This is a genomic window from Actinoplanes missouriensis 431, from assembly GCF_000284295.1.
Lineage (GTDB): Bacteria > Actinomycetota > Actinomycetes > Mycobacteriales > Micromonosporaceae > Actinoplanes > Actinoplanes missouriensis.
In genome coordinates this window covers 2,973,631-2,988,465 of sequence record NC_017093.1, presented here as the reverse complement: position 1 = coordinate 2,988,465, position 14,835 = coordinate 2,973,631, and the positions used below count along the sequence as shown (strand labels likewise).

The 14,835-nt window shown below is 70.0% G+C and carries 14 protein-coding genes; 5 read left to right on the top strand and 9 right to left on the bottom strand.

The window, feature by feature from the left end:
- Nucleotides 1-111: 111 nt before the first annotated feature.
- From AMIS_RS43360 to AMIS_RS13940, 6 genes are all read right to left on the bottom strand, one after another.
- A complete protein-coding gene (locus AMIS_RS43360; RefSeq protein WP_014442950.1) occupies nucleotides 112-270 on the bottom strand; it encodes a hypothetical protein in 159 nt (52 codons plus the stop codon).
- Between the two features lie 142 nt (nucleotides 271-412).
- Nucleotides 413-1,861: a non-reducing end alpha-L-arabinofuranosidase family hydrolase gene (locus AMIS_RS13960; RefSeq protein WP_014442949.1), complete on the bottom strand. Its 1,449-nt coding sequence runs from the start codon at nucleotides 1,859-1,861 to the stop codon at nucleotides 413-415.
- Nucleotides 1,862-1,914: 53 nt separating this feature from the next.
- Nucleotides 1,915-3,948 (bottom strand): family 43 glycosylhydrolase, encoded by a 2,034-nt coding sequence (locus tag AMIS_RS13955; RefSeq protein ID WP_014442948.1) that lies wholly within the window; start codon nucleotides 3,946-3,948, stop codon nucleotides 1,915-1,917.
- Nucleotides 3,945-5,294, bottom strand: a complete 1,350-nt coding sequence (locus tag AMIS_RS13950; RefSeq protein ID WP_014442947.1) for a glycoside hydrolase family 43 protein — start codon at nucleotides 5,292-5,294, stop codon at nucleotides 3,945-3,947. Before AMIS_RS13950 ends, AMIS_RS13955 begins: the two co-directional genes overlap by 4 nt.
- The gene (locus tag AMIS_RS13945) at nucleotides 5,294-6,907 is read right to left on the bottom strand and encodes a glycoside hydrolase family 27 protein (protein WP_014442946.1); all 1,614 of its coding nucleotides are present in this window, start codon (nucleotides 6,905-6,907) and stop codon (nucleotides 5,294-5,296) included. Before AMIS_RS13945 ends, AMIS_RS13950 begins: the two co-directional genes overlap by 1 nt.
- Entirely contained in the window at nucleotides 6,904-8,010 is a 1,107-nt protein-coding gene (locus tag AMIS_RS13940; protein WP_014442945.1) for a ricin-type beta-trefoil lectin domain protein, read from the bottom strand. The genes AMIS_RS13945 and AMIS_RS13940 overlap by 4 nt, the downstream gene beginning before the upstream one ends.
- Before the next feature lie 300 nt (nucleotides 8,011-8,310).
- On the opposite strand from AMIS_RS13940, the gene AMIS_RS13935 reads away from it, so the two are divergent.
- From AMIS_RS13935 to AMIS_RS13920, 4 genes are all read left to right on the top strand, one after another.
- Nucleotides 8,311-9,666, top strand: coding sequence for an endo-1,4-beta-xylanase (locus tag AMIS_RS13935; protein WP_014442944.1), 1,356 nt, complete (start codon nucleotides 8,311-8,313; stop codon nucleotides 9,664-9,666).
- A gap of 247 nt (nucleotides 9,667-9,913) precedes the next feature.
- Nucleotides 9,914-11,158, top strand: coding sequence for a cellulose binding domain-containing protein (locus AMIS_RS13930; protein ID WP_014442943.1), 1,245 nt, complete (start codon nucleotides 9,914-9,916; stop codon nucleotides 11,156-11,158).
- A gap of 53 nt (nucleotides 11,159-11,211) precedes the next feature.
- Entirely contained in the window at nucleotides 11,212-11,742 is a 531-nt protein-coding gene (locus AMIS_RS13925) for a PadR family transcriptional regulator (RefSeq protein ID WP_014442942.1), read from the top strand.
- The gene (locus AMIS_RS13920) at nucleotides 11,739-12,371 is read left to right on the top strand and encodes a GyrI-like domain-containing protein (RefSeq protein ID WP_014442941.1); all 633 of its coding nucleotides are present in this window, start codon (nucleotides 11,739-11,741) and stop codon (nucleotides 12,369-12,371) included. The genes AMIS_RS13925 and AMIS_RS13920 overlap by 4 nt, the downstream gene beginning before the upstream one ends.
- Before the next feature lie 12 nt (nucleotides 12,372-12,383).
- Here the strand turns inward: AMIS_RS13920 and rpsN are convergent, their stop codons facing one another.
- The 3 genes from rpsN to rpmB are packed head-to-tail and all read right to left on the bottom strand — an operon-like array spanning nucleotide 12,384 to nucleotide 13,089.
- The gene (gene rpsN, locus AMIS_RS13915) at nucleotides 12,384-12,689 is read right to left on the bottom strand and encodes a 30S ribosomal protein S14 (protein ID WP_014442940.1); all 306 of its coding nucleotides are present in this window, start codon (nucleotides 12,687-12,689) and stop codon (nucleotides 12,384-12,386) included.
- Entirely contained in the window at nucleotides 12,689-12,856 is a 168-nt protein-coding gene (gene rpmG, locus AMIS_RS13910) for a 50S ribosomal protein L33 (protein WP_014442939.1), read from the bottom strand. Before rpmG ends, rpsN begins: the two co-directional genes overlap by 1 nt.
- Complete coding sequence (rpmB, locus tag AMIS_RS13905; RefSeq protein ID WP_014442938.1) at nucleotides 12,856-13,089, bottom strand: 50S ribosomal protein L28; 234 nt, start codon at nucleotides 13,087-13,089, stop codon at nucleotides 12,856-12,858. Before rpmB ends, rpmG begins: the two co-directional genes overlap by 1 nt.
- Before the next feature lie 217 nt (nucleotides 13,090-13,306).
- On the opposite strand from rpmB, the gene AMIS_RS13900 reads away from it, so the two are divergent.
- A complete protein-coding gene (locus AMIS_RS13900) occupies nucleotides 13,307-14,779 on the top strand; it encodes a choice-of-anchor M domain-containing protein (RefSeq protein ID WP_014442937.1) in 1,473 nt (490 codons plus the stop codon).
- The last annotated feature ends 56 nt before the right edge of the window (nucleotides 14,780-14,835 follow it).

The window sequence follows — 14,835 nt, the reverse complement described above, 5'->3', positions numbered from 1 at the left end:
AGGGCCTTCCGGCCCGCGTCGGCGGGGAGGGCGGATCAAGAGCCGCCGGCGCGGGCAGGCGGCTCAGCAGCCGCCAGCGGCGGCAGGCGGATCAGGAGCCGGCCGCCGGGGTCATCGCAGCTTCTGACGCCCCTTCACCACGCCCAGCACGATCGACGCCAGCAGCGCGATCACCCCGATGATCAGCAGCCACTTCACCGCCTTGACGAGCAACCCCAGCAGGATCAGCACCACGGCCACCACGGCCAGCGCCGTCAACAAAGAACGCACAGCAAACTCCTCAGCTCAGCAGCGGACCGCCTCCTGGTTGCCCATATCCGGCAACCTCAACCGGAACAGCCGCCGTCGCCGGGCCCCGCGCGCACCGTGAGCGGCGCACGCGAGGCCCGGCGACGAGATCACCGCGAGGCGCTTACCGCTGCAGCGTCAGCACACCCGGCCGGTACGGCAGCAGCCCGTAGTCCCCGCCCGAGTTCGGCGACCGACCCTGGTAGAGCAGCTGCAGGTTGCACGGGTCGACGGTCATCGTCTGGTCGGCGGTGACCCGGATCAGCTCGCCGTGGCTGATGTCGTTGGTCCAGGTGGCGCCGCTGTTGGCCTTGCCCGCGAACGGGTTGCTCTCGGTCGCGGCCTGCGGCGTCCACGAGCCGCTGAGGCTGGTGGCGGTGAACGACCGGAAGTACCGGCCCTGGCTGCCGATCGCCTCGACGATCATCAGGTACTGGTTCTGCCCCTGCACCTTGTAGACCTGCGGCGCCTCGAACAGGTTGTTCGTCGAGTCGCTCATGATCGTGGTGTAGGAGGAGCCGAAGTTGCCGGGGAAGTTCCCGATCGGCATGCTCGCCCGGTAGATCTTGCCGTTGTCACCGGCGAAGAAGAGGTACATGTTCGTCCCGTCACCGATGATCGTCTGGTCGATCGGCCCGGTGCCGGACCCGGAGATGCTGCCGGTGAAGAGCGGCTGCGCCGACGACCACCCGTTGGGGTTGGTCGGGTCGCTGGAGGTCTTGTAGGAGAACGCCGTCCCACCCCACTGGTAGGTGAGCACCCAGATGTTCTTCGGCGCGAAGTAGAACAGCGTCGGCGCCACGGTGCCCTGGTTCATCGCGTTCTGACTGGCCGAGCCCATCTCGGACCAGTTGGTGAACGGGCTGAAGTTCATCGAGCCCCAGGACGAGCCGGTGTCGTGCGTGGTCGCGTAGACCAGGTGCTTGCCGTTGTAGGGCACGACCGTGAAGTCCTTCAGTGACACCCAGCCCGACCGCGGCTGGGCCAGCGCGCCCGTCGACGACCAGCGGTAGGTCGACGGCAGCGAACAGGCCCCGCCGCCACCACCGGAACTGCCGACCTTGACGAGCTGCCACTGCTGGTTGGCGCCGTTCCAGTCGCTGTACTGCACGATGTTCGCACCGTCCGCGGTGGACGCGCCCTGCACCTCGACGGCCTTGCCGCTGTTCCGGTTGATCAGCTGGATGTAGCCGTCGATGTCCTGCACGCTGAACTGCTGATTCGTCGTGTTGTTGTCGGTCCACTGCACGATCGCGCCACCGTCGGCGGTCGACAGGTTGTAGACGTCGAGGACCTTGCCGGAGTGCTTGGACTTCAGCCGGTAGTAACCACCACCGGAGCTGACGAACTGCCACTGCTGCTGCGCCTGGTCGTTGCGCGTCCACTGGGTGATCCGGGCGCCGTCGTTGGTCGCCAGGTTGTAGAGGTCGAGCGCCTTGCCGCTGTTGCGGTTGACCAGCACATACGACGCGCTCGTGTCGATCGTCGCCGCGGCGGCCGGCGAGGCGGTCACCGCCACTGCGCCACCGGACGCGATCAGGGCAAGAGCGACAAGCCATTTGGGTACGTGCATGCGGATGCTCCTTGAGGACGGATCGGGGATGGGTTGGGGGTTGGAGCCGTACATCAGGGGGTGGTCAGGTCGAAGCGGCGAACCGTGACCGAACCGCCCAGGGCCTGGGTGGCGTGGTTGAAGATGCCGAAGCGGTAACCCATGAAGAACTGCCAGGCGTTGGTGAGGGTGAACGCCGGGCCCAGCGTGGTGAAGGTGCTGCCGTTCGTGCTGTAGGAGAAGGTGGCCGTGCGCCCGGAGCCGGGCCGGATGTCGGCGGTGGCCCGCAGCCAGATCCGGCCGCCGCTGACCGGGGCGCCGGCCACCTCGCTGCCGGTGCCGGTGGTGGCCCAGCCGGAGTTCATGGTCAGGCCGCTGGTCATCGAGACCCGGGTGACGCCGTTGTCCTTGCGCACGCCGATCCAGGCCGAGGAGTCGCGGAGCATGGCCAGGCCGGACCGGTCGCCGTTGGCCATCGCGGAGTAGTCGAGCTCGATGGTCGCGGTCGACGACGGCCCCTGGATCCGGTGGGTCAGCGTGTTCCGGGCGTTGTACAGGTCGTTGGTGACCGTCGCGGTGGAGAGCCGCAGGCCGTTGCCGACGCTGAACCGGCTCGTGTCGGGATTGTGGTTCCACTCCCAGCGCGGCCCCAGCGTGCTGCCGGTGAAGGTGTCCGGGCCGATCATCGGCTGCACGGTCTTCGCGGTGGTGATGTTCGGTTTCGGGTACGTGTTCCCCCACCGCCCGTTGACGGTGGTCAGAACCGGCCAGTCGTTGCTCCACGTGATCGGGGCGAGCGTCGGCACCCGGCCGCCGGGGTAGGCGTCGGTGAACGCCATGTACCACCAGTCGCCGTTCTGGGTCTGCACCAGGCCGCCCTGGTGCGGGACCCCACCGCCGGAGATCGGCCCGGGGAGGTCGAGGAGCACCTGGCGCTGCTCGTACGGGCCGAACGGGCTGGTGGAGCGCAGCACGTACTGGCCGTTGGCCGGGCGGGTCAGCCAGATGTAGTAGTAGTTGCCGCGCTTGTACATCCGCGCGCCCTCGAGCGTGCCGATGCTGGACGGCGTGGTGTAGACGGTCTGCGCCCGCACCTGCGACGTCAGGTCCGGCGACAGCTGGGCGACGCTGATCGTGCCGTTGCCGTACGCCACGTACGGGGTGTCGTTGTCGAACATCAGGCCGGCGTCGTAGTAGCAGTTGTTGATCCGCGCCTTCTTCGACCAGTTCCCGTCGACCGCCGTCGCGGTGTAGACGTACGTCCGGTTGAACTCGGTGCAGCCCAGCCAGTAGTAGGTGCTGTTGCTGGGCCGGTAGTTGAAGGCGGACGCCCAGATGCCCTTCACGTACGCCCGGCCGCCGCTCAGGTCGTAGGCGCCCGAGTCGAAGTCCAGCCGGGGGACGGAGTGTCCGGCGTACTCCCAGTTGACCAGGTCGTAGGAGCGCAGGATCGGCGCGCCGGGCGAGTAGTGCATGGTCGACGCGGAGTAGTAGTAGGCGTCGCCGACCCGGATGATGTCGCCGTCGGCGAAGTCCTGCCACACCACCGGGTTGGTGAAGGTCCCGGTGGAGGGCGTGCCGCCACCGGCCTTCACGAGCTGCCACTGCTGGTTGGCGCCGTTCCAGTCGCTGTACTGCACGACCGCGCCGCCGTCCGCGGTCGACGCGCCCTGCACCTCGACCGCCTTGCCGCTGTTCCGGTTGATCAGCTGGATGTAGCCGTCGACGTCCTGGACGCTGAACTGCTGGTTGGCGCCGTTGTTGTCGGTCCACTGCACGATCGCGCCGCCGTCCGCGGTGGAGGCGCCGGAGACGTCGAGAACCTTGCCGGAGTGCCGGGACTTGAGCCGGTAGTAACCGCCGCCGGAGTCGACGAACTGCCACTGCTGCTGGGCCTGGTCGTTACGGGCCCACTGGACGATCTTCGCGCCGTCGTTGGTGGCCAGGTTGTAGACGTCGAGGGCCTTGCCGCTGTTGCGGTTGACCAGCACGTAGGACGCGCTGGTGTCGATCGTCGCCGCAGACGCCGGAGCGGCGCCGGCCACGAGGGTGAGCGCCGCGCCCAGCAGGGCGGTCAGGGCGGCGGCGAGCAGGCGCCGGGCTGTCATGCGAATCGCCACCAATCGACGTTGAAGAGGTATCCGCTGCCGCCGGTGAACCGCAGGTACAGGTCGCGGGAGCCGGTGGCGCCGCTGACCGGGCAGCTGACCGTGGTCCAGGTCTGCCAGCCGCCGGTCGCCGGCGCCGTGCAGGTGCCGGCGAGCGTGCCGGTCGGGCTGCCGAGCCGCAGTTCGATGCGGCCGCCGGCGGTCGCGGACGCCACCCGGGCGGTGAACGAGGTGGCGCCGGATCCGAAGGCGACGCCCTTGACCTTGATGTAGTCACCGTTGTCGACGTAGCCGACGTTCATGCCGCCGTCGCTCGCGCGTTCGGTCTCGACGCCCGTGCTCCAGGCGATCGTCTCGGCCTCCTGCCGGACGTACGGATCGAGCGTCCCGTTCTGCGGCGCGCCGCCGGTCGTCATCGTGATGGTCGGAATGGTCCCGTCGGCGTTGTAACTGAACCGCTCCACGGCCACCGAGCGGGTGTATCCGCCACCGCCGGGCAGCGCGCCGTTGTGGTAGAAGAAGTACGAGCTCCCCTTGAAGTCGATCACGCCGGCGTGGTTGGTGAAACTGCTGCCCTGCGTCGGCATGACGGTGCCGCGGTAGGTCCACGGGCCGGTCGGGCCGGGCGCGGTGGAGTAACCGATGAACTCCGAGCAGCACTTGGCCGCGAAGACGTTGTAGTAGAGGCCGTTGCGTTTGTGGACCCAGGGCCCTTCCTCGTACAGGGTGGGCCGGGCGGTGTTGCCGGTGCGGGTGCCGAATCCGCTGGTGGTGAGCGGGATCCGGGTCACCGCGCCGGTGTAGCTGATCATGTCGGGGTTCAGGCGGACGTACCAGAGGTTGGGGTTGCCCCAGTAGAGGTAGGCCTGGCCGTCGTCGTCGATGAAGACCGTCGGGTCGATCTCGCCGTTCTCGGCCAGCGGGCGGCCGATCGCGTCGGTGAACGGGCCGGTCGGGCTGGTCGCCACGCCGACCCCGATGGCCATCCGCCCGGTCGCGCGGTTGGTGACCGGGACGTACCAGTAGAACTTGCCGTTGCGGGCGACGACCTGCCCGGCCCACGCGTTCGCGCTGGCCCAGCTGAACGTGGTGAGACTCATCGGCGAGCCGTGGTCGGTCCAGTTGACCATGTCGGCCGACGAGTACACCCGCCACTCCTTCATGGTGAAGTAGGTGGAGTTGTCCTCGTCGTGGCCGGTGTAGAGGTAGACGCGGCCGTTGTGAACCAGCGGCGCCGGATCGGCGGTGTAGACGGTCTGCACGATCGGGTTGTCGGCGTGCGCGGCGGCCGGGACGGCGATGCCGGCGCAGATCAGGGCGACGACCCCGAGAAGCCTTCTCAGCATCAGACCCGGCTCCATCGCTGGTTGGCGGCCGTCCCGCAGGTCCAGAGCAGGACGCGTGTGCCGTTGGCGGTCAGGTTGTGGTCGACGTCCAGGCAGAGACCCGAGGCGGCGCCGCGGACGGTGCCGTCGGACTGGATCGTCCACTGCTGGTTGGACTGCCCGTTGCAGTCCCAGAGCTGGACCTTGGCGCCGGCGGTCGCGCCGATCGGCGCGTCCAGGCACTTGCCGAGGGCCTGGATGCTCGCGCCGGAGGTGGTCCAGCGCTGGTTGGCGCCGCCGTTGCAGTCCCAGATGACCGGCTGCGTGCCGTTGGCGGCATTTCCGTTGGGTACGTCGAGACAGCGTCCCGACGAGGCACTGACGAGCGTGGTCGTGGTGGAGGGGCTGGTCGTCCCGCCGCTGACCCGGTAGACGACCGTGCCGTGGCCGGGGACCGTGGCGCTGATCGTGCCGGAGGTGGTCGTCGTGCCGCCGGTCCAGGCGTCCTGGAGGGTGAACGCGCTGCCGCTCCTGCCGATCGCGGCAGCGGTGGTCGAGACGGTGGTCGCCGCGGAGCCCTGGTTGAAGAGGGCGACCGCCACGTCGCCGTTGGCGAGCCGCTTGGCCAGCACGCGACGCGTCCCGTCGTACGAGATCTGGTTGGCCTGGAGGCCGAGCGTGTCCTGGTTGATGGCGATGAGCCGGGGGTTCTTCAGGATGGTCTGGGTGGCCGTGCTCATCGAGCGCAGGTCGTTGCCGGCGATCAGCGGCGAGGCCATCATCGCCCAGAGCGCGAAGTGGCTGCGCTGCTCGGTGTCGGTCATCCCGCCCCGGCCGACCTCCATCATGTCCGGGTCGTTGAAACCGCCGGGCCGGGCGTAACCGGCGAGCGGCACGGTGACGTCCACGATGTTCTTGACACCCATCGGGTAGCCGTTGGTCTGCCCGGTGTCCCAGGCGTCGCTGATGTCCTCGGTGGTGCGCCACATGTTCGCGACGTCGCCCCAGTTGCGCTGCGGCCCGGTCTTGGCGTGGATGCTGTTCGGGTTGATGCTGTAGACGATCGGCCGTCCGGTGGCGGCGAGCGCGTCACGCATCTTGGCGAACGTGGCGACCTGGTCGTTGATCGTCCCGGTCGGTGAGCACCAGTCGTACTTGAGGTAGTCGACGCCCCACGCGGCGAACTGGCGCGCGTCCTGCGCCTCGTGACCCAGGCTGCCGGTGGCGCCGGGATAGCTGTTGAAGTACTGCGCGCAGGTCTTGTCGAGCGGCCCCTGGTAGATGCCGAACTTCAGGCCCTTGCCGTGCAGGTAGTCGCCGAGCGCCTTCATGCCGCTGGGGAAACGGGTCGGGTCGCCCTGCAGGTTGCCGGCGGAGTCCCGGTTCGGGTTGAACCAGCAGTCGTCGACGACGACGTACTGGTAGCCGAGGTCGCGCATGCCGCTGCTGACCATCGCGTCGGCCATGCCGCGGATCAGTCCCTCGTTGATGTTGCAGCCGAAGGTGTTCCAGCTGTTCCATCCCATCGGAGGGGTACGGGCAACACCGTTGTCGAGCGCGTGGGCCGGTCCGGAGGGCAGCGGCAGCAGCACGAGCAGGGCAGCTGCGAGCGTCATCGCCAGTTTTCTGATCATCTGCTTGTCCATCGCTGGTTGGAGGAGTTGGTGCAGGTCCAGAGGCCGACCGCGGTGCCGTTGGCGGTTGCGTTGCCGGTGACGTCGAGGCACAGGCCCGACTGCGCGTTGCGGACCGTCGAGCCGGAGACGAAGGTCCACCGTTGGTTGGCGGCGCCGCTGCAGTCCCAGAGCTGGGCCTTGGCGCCGGCCGTGGCGCCGGTCGGCGAGTCCAGGCACTTGCCCACCGCCCGCAGCGTCTGCCCGTCGTAGGTCCAGCGCTGGTTGGTCCCGCCGCTGCAGTCCCAGATGATCGGCTGGGTCCCGTTGGCGGTGCTGCCGTTCGGGACGTCCAGGCAGCGGCCGGATCCGGCGCCGACCAGGGCGGCGCCGGTGCCGGTGGCCGGGTCACCGATCACTCCGGGGACCGATCGCAGGGCCGCGTACCAGGTGGCGGCCATCTTGTCGTAGCCGCCGGCGGTCGGGTGGACGCCGTCGATCAGGTCGGCGGTGGTGAGCGCGGCGTGCATGTCGACCAGGTGGAACCGCGAGCCCTTGCCGTTCACGATGCCGGGCAGGGCGGCGTTGAAGGTACGGGCGGCGGCCTCCTGACCCGGGTTCGCCAGCGGGATCAGGGTCGCCACGAAGACGTCGGCCGAGGGCGCTGCGGCTCTGATCCGGTCGAGCAGGGTGGACAGCCGGCCCGGCGCGCCGCCGACGTTGTAGTTCTGCAGGATGTCGTTGGTGCCGATGTGCAGCAGCACCGTGCGCGGCGTGGTGGCGCGCAGCCAGCCGGTGACGTTCGCGTCGATCTGGTCGATCCGCCAGCCCGGGTGCCCCTCGTGATCGTGGTCGCCGAGGCCGGCCGGGCCGTTGAACGCCGATCCGACGAGGTCCACCCGGTACCCGGCGGCCGCCATCCGCTGCCAGAGCCCGATGCGGTAGCCGCCGGGCACCTGGGTGCCCTCGGTGATCGAGTCACCGAGCGGCATGACACGGGTGCCGCCGTTGGACTCCGCGGCCGCGACGCCGGGGGTGGCGGTGACGCCGAGGGCGGTCAGGGCGGCGGCGAGGACTGCGGCGAGCAGCCACGGTCTCCTTGGGAGCCGGCTTCTTCGGGGCATGGCGTTACGCCTCCTTGGATATTCCAAGCGGGGATGAGAGCGCTAACAACTTGATTCCGAAGATTGCCAGGATGTTTCCGCACATTCAAGAGGTTCTTTTGTACGTCCTGCGTATCGCCAGTTCAAGCCGTTTGCGACTCGTCAGCACCGGCTCATATAACACTTCTTGATCCAGTATTTTCGCGTCGATTCGGCACGTAGTAATCGTTATGCCGGCGCCGGGCCGATGGTCGCGTCTTGCCTTTCCGTGAAATGCGCTCAACCCTTGGTGGGAACGCTCCCACGTGAAAGGTCTCCCCCATGCCCCTGTTCCCCAGAAGCCGTTCCCTGCTGCTGGCCACGGCCGCCGCGGGCCTCGCCGTCGCGGCCGGTGTCACCGTGGTCGGCACCGCCGAGGCCGCCAGCACGCTCGGCGCCTCGGCCGCCCAGTCGGGTCGCTACTTCGGCGCGGCGATCGCCGCCGGCCGGCTCGGCGACAGCACCTACACCGGGATCCTGACCCGCGAGTTCAACTCGGTCACCCCGGAGAACGAGATGAAGTGGGACGCCACCGAACCGTCCCAGGGGCGGTTCACCTTCACCAACGGCGACCGCATCCTCAACCAGGGCCTGTCCAACGGCTCCAAGGTCCGCGGCCACGCGCTGCTCTGGCACGCCCAGCAACCCGGCTGGGCACAGGCGCTGTCCGGCAGCGCGCTGCGCAGCGCCGCGATCAACCACGTCACCCAGGTCGCGTCGCACTACAAGGGCAAGATCTACGCCTGGGACGTGGTCAACGAGGCGTTCGCCGACGGCGGCAGCGGCGGCCGGCGCGACTCCAACCTGCAGCGCACCGGCAACGACTGGATCGAAGCGGCGTTCCGCGCCGCGCGCGCCGCCGACCCGAACGCCAAGCTCTGCTACAACGACTACAACACCGACGGGATCAACGCGAAGTCGACAGGCATCTACACCATGGTCCGCGACTTCAAGTCCCGCGGCGTGCCGATCGACTGCGTCGGGTTCCAGTCCCACCTCGGCGCCGGCCTGCCCGGCGACTACCAGGCGAACCTGCAGCGCTTCGCCGACCTCGGCGTCGACGTGCAGATCACCGAGCTCGACGTCGCCCAGGGCGGCAACCAGGCCGCGATCTACGCCGGCGTGACCCGCGCCTGCATGGCGGTGTCGCGCTGCACCGGCATCACCGTCTGGGGCATCCGGGACAGCGACTCGTGGCGTACCGGGGAGAACCCGCTGCTGTTCGACAACTCGGGCAACAAGAAGGCGGCGTACACCTCGGTCCTCAACGCCCTCAACGCCGGTGGCACCACCTCACCCTCGCCGTCATCCCCGTCGCCCAGCACCAGCACGCCGCCGGTGCCCGGTGGGGACTGCACCGCGACGGTCTCGCTGAACTCGTGGAACGGCGGCTTCGTCGCAACCGTCAAGGTGACCGCCGGATCGGCCGGCCTCACCGGCTGGACCACCGCGGTGACGCTGCCCTCCGGCAGCGCGGTGACAAACGTCTGGAGCGCCACCGGCAGCGGCGCCACCGGTGCGGTGACCTTCCGCAACGTGTCCTACAACGGGCGGCTCGCCGCGGGCGCGGTCACCGAGTTCGGCTTCCAGGGCACCGGTGCCGGTCCCACCGCCACCCCGGCCTGCGCGGCCGCCTGACGCACGTCCCGGCGCCGGCCCCGCGGCCGGCGCCGGGGAAGGGAGATCTCCGATGTCACGACGACGTCTCGCACCGCTGACCGCGATCCTCTCCGCTCTGGCGCTGGCCGCCGCGATGCTCTCCGGCGTCCTGGGCGCTCCTGGCGCTCCTGGCGCTCCTGGCGCTCTCGGCGCTCCTGGCGCTCTCGGCGCTCCCGGCGCTCCCGGCGCTCCCGGCGCTCCCGGCGTTTTTGGCGCTCCCGGCGTGATGGCGGCCCCGGATGCTGCCGCGGCGGCCACTGCCGGGTGCGGGAAGGCGCCGACCCTGGCCAGCGGCACCCGCACGATTCGCAGCGGCGGTCAGAACCGCTCCTACATCCTGCGCGTTCCGGACGGCTACGACCGCAACCGCCCGTACAAATTGATCTTCGCTTTCCACTGGCTCAACGGGACGGCCGCCGATGTCGCGAGCGGCGGCGCGGCCGGCGCCACCTGGGCCTACTACGGGCAGCAGCGGCTGTCGGACAACAGCGCGATCCTCGTCGCGCCGCAGGGCATCGACAACGGCTGGGCGAACACCGGCGGCCGGGACCTGACCCTTGTCGACGACCTGACCGCCCTGATCGAGGGCGACCTGTGCGTGGACACCTCCCAGCTGTTCGCCCTCGGGTGGAGTTACGGCGGCGCCATGAGCTACGCCGTCGCGTGCGCCCGCCCGACGGTGTTCCGCGCCGTAGCCGTGCTCTCCGGCGCCAACCTCAGCGGCTGCGCCGGCGGCACCCAGCCGGTCGCCTACCTGGGCATCCACGGCACCCACGACAGCGTCCTGGGCATCTCCCTCGGGCGATCGATCCGGGACACGTTCGTCCGCGCCAACGGCTGCGCCGCGCAGAACCCGCCGGAGCCGGCCCGGGGCAGCCTGACCCACATCGTGACCGCCTACAGCGGCTGCCGCCCGGGATACCCGGTCGTGTGGGCCGCCTTCGACGGTGACCACACGCCGGAACCGGTGGACGGATCGACCGGCACGAGCGGCGCCCGGACGTGGACCGGCGGCGAGATCTGGAAGTTCTTCTCCCAGCTGCCGAGCACCACCCCGTCGTCGCCGACGCCGTCCTCCCCCGGCCCGTCGTCGCCCGGCCCGTCGTCGCCCGGCCCGTCGTCGCCCGGCCCGTCGTCGCCCGGCCCCTCATCCCCCGGCCCGTCGTCGCCCGGCGGGTGCTCCGCGGCTTATCGGGTGGTCAACAGCTGGCAGGGCGGCTTTCAGGCCGAGGTCACCGTCGCGAACACCGGGACCGCCGCCGTCACCGGCTGGCGGGTGAGCTGGACGCCGCCCGCCGGGCAGTCGGTCAGCCAGGTCTGGAACGGCTCGCTGACCACCACCGGCGGCGCCGTCACGGTCACGAACGCGTCCTACAACGGGTCCGTCGCACCCGGTGCCGGCACCACGTTCGGCCTGCTCGCCGCCGGCAGCGCGGCCACCACGCCGGCCCTGACCTGCACCGTCGCCTGAGCCCAGCGTCGAACGCTTGATCCACGCCGCTATTCTAGTGCTAGAATAGCGGCGTGGAGCTGACGCCCGCCGAGCTCACCGTGCTCGGCCTGATCATCGAACGCCCGCAGCACGGCTACGACCTGGAGCAGGTGATCGAGCAACGCGGCATCCGGCAATGGACGGACATCGGTTTCTCCTCGATCTACTACCTGCTCGGCAAGCTGGAGAAGCGTGGCTTGCTGCACGCGCCCGGCGGTCCGGCGAGCGGGAAGGCGCGCCGCGTCCTGCACGCCACCGCCGAGGGCCGTGAGGTGGCCGCGCGGGTGGCGCTGGCGCTGGTCGCCGAGCCGCAGCCGGTCCCGGTCCCGCTGCTCGTGGGCGTCGCCAATCTGCGCCTGCTCACCGAGCGGGACTACGCCGAGGCGCTGCGCACCAGGCTGACCGCGATCGACGCGCGGATCGCCGGGGTCCGGGCCGCCGCGGAGGCGCAACAGGATCGGGTCGCCCGTGAGGTGTTCTCGTACTCATTGAGCCTCATGCAGGCGGAAAGGCAGTGGCTCGCGAGTCGAGTCCAGGTGTCCGATGACGAGGGTGACCGATGATCAAGACTGATTTCAAGAAGAGCCTCGACGCCTATCAGGCGCGGCCGGGCCGGTTCCGGGTCGTGGAGGTGCCCGACATGCAGTACCTGGCGATCGACGGCCACGGGGACCCGAACACCTCCCCCGCCTTCGCCGAGGCACTGCAGGCGCTCTACCCGGTGGCGTACACGCTGAAGTTCGCCAGCAAGACCGAGCTCGGCCGCGACTACGTCGTCCCGCCCCTGGAGGGTCTGTGGTGGGCCGACGACATGGACTCCTTCACCACGGCCCGCGACAAGTCACGCTGGGACTGGACGCTGCTGCTCATGACCCCGGACTGGATCGGCGCGGAGATGGTCGCCGCCGCCGTCGAGCGGGCCGGCGCGAAGGACCGGCCGGCGCGTCTCGCCGACCTCCGCCTGGAGACCCTGTCGGAGGGCAGGTGCGTGCAGACCCTGCACATCGGGGCCTTCGACGAGGAGGCGGACGTGCTCGCGCAGCTGCACGACGACGTCATCCCGGGGCAGGGCTTGCGGATGACGGGCAAGCACCACGAGATCTACCTCAGTGACCGGCGGCGGACGGCGCCCGAGAAACAGCGCACCATCCTCCGCCAGCCGGTCACCGCGGAGTCCGCGCCCATAACGTGAGAGCGACGGCGGTCACCAGGAGGCCTTGCGCACGCCCGGCAGCTCGCCGCGCAGGGCCAGCTCGCGGAACCGGACGCGGGAGAGGCCGAACCGGCTGAGCACGCCGCGCGGCCGGCCGTCGATCTGGTCGCGGCTGCGCTGCCGGGAGCGGCTGGAGTCGCGGGGCAGTGCGGCGAGCGCGCGCACGGCGGCCGCCCGTTCCTCCGGGTCGGTCGACGGGGCGGAGATCGCGGTCTTCAGCGTGGCGCGCCGGTCGGCGTACCGGTCCGCCAGCTCGGCGCGGCGCTTCTCGCGCTCGGTGAGGCTGCGGCGGGCCATCAGCGGTCCTCCCGGAAGTCGACGTGTTTGCGGACCATCGGGTCGTACTTGCGCAGCACGAGGCGGTCGGGGTCGTTGCGGCGGTTCTTGCGGGTCACGTAGGTGTATCCGGTCCCCGCGGTGCTGCGCAGCTTGATCACGGGGCGGACGTCGGTGCTCCGGGCCATCAGAGCTTCACCCCCCGGGCGCGCAGGCGAGCGACGACGGAGTCGATGCCGTCCCGGTCGATGATCTTCAGTCCGGTGGTGCTGACGCTCAGGCGGACGGTCCGGCCGTCGGCGAGTCGGAAGCGGCGGCGCTGGATGTTGGGGTTCCAGCGGCGGCGGGTGCGGCGATGGGAGTGCGACACGGCGTTGCCGAAGCTGGGCTTCGCGCCGGTCACGTCACAGACGAACGACATGCCGCGATCCTATAATGAAAACCATTGTCATTATCAAGCCGGTGGGCGCGGATGGCCGCCCCACCTGCACATACAGCGAAACGACACGACGGCCGGAGCCCCGCGGGGCGCCGGCCGTCGCCATGTCCGGGATCGCGCCCGCCTTCCTCGCATGCTAGCGTCCTGCCGAAAATGAGAGTCGTTTTCGTTAACGCTTCTGTCCAGAAAGGAGGATGCTGTGCAGAGATCCGGCTTACGGGTCACGACCGCGATCACCGGTCTCACCCTGGCCGCCGTCACCGCCCTGTTCGCCCCCTCTCCCGCGCTGGCCGCCGAGGCCGTGGTGCTCGCCAAGGGGCACACCGACGCCGTCGACGTCCACTACGAGGACGGCGCGCTGAAGCTGAAGGTCAAGGACGACACTGTCAGCCCCGCCGTCGTCCGCGACCCGGCCGACGTCACGTTCCAGGTCCTGCCCGCCGCCGAGACCACGGTGCCGGACCTGCCCGCGTTCACGTTCCTCGGCGCGCCCGGCTCCAAGGTCTGGATGCTGCCGCAGGTCCAGGACGCCGGCCTGCTCTGGCCCGGGTGGAACACCACCACCCTGAAGTCCGGCGTCTTCGCCGGCGACAGGGTGTCGCTCAGCCTGGTCGGTGTGGACGGTCCCGGCGACGTGACCCTCTTCGACACCAACTCCCTCGGCACGCCGAGCATCAAGTTCCGCAGCAACGACGGGCTGCCCGATCGGCTCGACGTCCCGGTGCACACCCACGCCCACGCCGGATGGGTGTTCTCGAAGGAGGGCGCCTACACGCTGAAGTTCCAGGCCGACGCCACACTGAGCAACGGCACGACGCTGAGCACCGGACCGGTCGACTACCGGTTCGTGGTCGGTGACCTGCAGCCCGGTGGCGGCGACCTGAGCCTGAGCATCACCGGCATGGCGGACGGCGAGTACCAGCCGGGCGACGCCGTCACGCTGCAGGCGGTGCAGTCCCCGCAGGGCGCGCTGACGAAGTACCAGTGGTTCAGCAAGAAGCCGGCCGAGGAGGACTTCACGCCGATCGAGGGCGAGACCGGCGCGTCGTACAGCTTCACCGCGACGCGGGCCCTCAACGGCAGCCAGTACGTCGTCAAGCTCTACGACGGCGCGAAGGTCGTGGCGACCAGCCCGGAGTCCTGGCTCTGGGTCGCCTTCCCGCCGGAGGGCAGCCGCACGGCCAAGACGGTGACCGCCACCATCAACGCCGCCGACGGCGCACTCGTGATCAGCGTCGATCCCGAGCACCGCAACGTCACCCTGCCGGCGGCCGCGCTGTCACCGGCCGGCGACCGGTGGGAGAGCAGCGGCGCCCTGCAGCCGGTCACGGTGACCGACACCCGCGCCGCCAAGCCGGGCTGGACCGCGTCCGGCCAGGTCGCCGACGGTTTCCGCACCGAGGACGGCAAGACGTTCGCGGGCGGCTACCTCGGCTGGACGCCCAGCATCACCTCGCAGGGCACCCAGCAGGGCGTGGTCGCGGGTCCGGTGTCGTCGCCGTACGGCACCGTCCAGGCCCAGACCGGCCTGGGCGGCAGCACCGTCCTGGCCACGGCCCCGAACGGCAGAGGTCTGGGCACCGCCCAGCTGGACGCGGCGCTGAAGCTCAGCGTCCCGACCGACACGGCCGCCGGCACCTACACCGGCACCCTCACCCTGACCGCCATCTAGAGCGGGTCGCGGGGCGGGCCGCCGCCCCGCGACTCCGGCTTCCCACGAGAGATCCT

What these genes read in the sequence shown, in the direction of transcription:
- AMIS_RS13960 (WP_014442949.1), bottom strand. Translation starts at nt 1,861, where the DNA reads ATGCACGTACCCAAATGGCTTGTCGCTCTTGCCCTGATCGCGTCCGGT.
- AMIS_RS13955 (WP_014442948.1), bottom strand. Translation starts at nt 3,948, where the DNA reads ATGACAGCCCGGCGCCTGCTCGCCGCCGCCCTGACCGCCCTGCTGGGC.
- AMIS_RS13950 (WP_014442947.1), bottom strand. Translation starts at nt 5,294, where the DNA reads ATGCTGAGAAGGCTTCTCGGGGTCGTCGCCCTGATCTGCGCCGGCATC.
- AMIS_RS13945 (WP_014442946.1), bottom strand. Translation starts at nt 6,907, where the DNA reads ATGATCAGAAAACTGGCGATGACGCTCGCAGCTGCCCTGCTCGTGCTG.
- AMIS_RS13940 (WP_014442945.1), bottom strand. Translation starts at nt 8,010, where the DNA reads ATGCCCCGAAGAAGCCGGCTCCCAAGGAGACCGTGGCTGCTCGCCGCA.
- AMIS_RS13935 (WP_014442944.1), top strand. Translation starts at nt 8,311, where the DNA reads ATGCCCCTGTTCCCCAGAAGCCGTTCCCTGCTGCTGGCCACGGCCGCC.
- AMIS_RS13930 (WP_014442943.1), top strand. Translation starts at nt 9,914, where the DNA reads ATGGCGGCCCCGGATGCTGCCGCGGCGGCCACTGCCGGGTGCGGGAAG.
- AMIS_RS13920 (WP_014442941.1), top strand. Translation starts at nt 11,739, where the DNA reads ATGATCAAGACTGATTTCAAGAAGAGCCTCGACGCCTATCAGGCGCGG.
- rpsN (WP_014442940.1), bottom strand. Translation starts at nt 12,689, where the DNA reads ATGGCCCGCCGCAGCCTCACCGAGCGCGAGAAGCGCCGCGCCGAGCTG.
- rpmG (WP_014442939.1), bottom strand. Translation starts at nt 12,856, where the DNA reads ATGGCCCGGAGCACCGACGTCCGCCCCGTGATCAAGCTGCGCAGCACC.
- rpmB (WP_014442938.1), bottom strand. Translation starts at nt 13,089, where the DNA reads ATGTCGTTCGTCTGTGACGTGACCGGCGCGAAGCCCAGCTTCGGCAAC.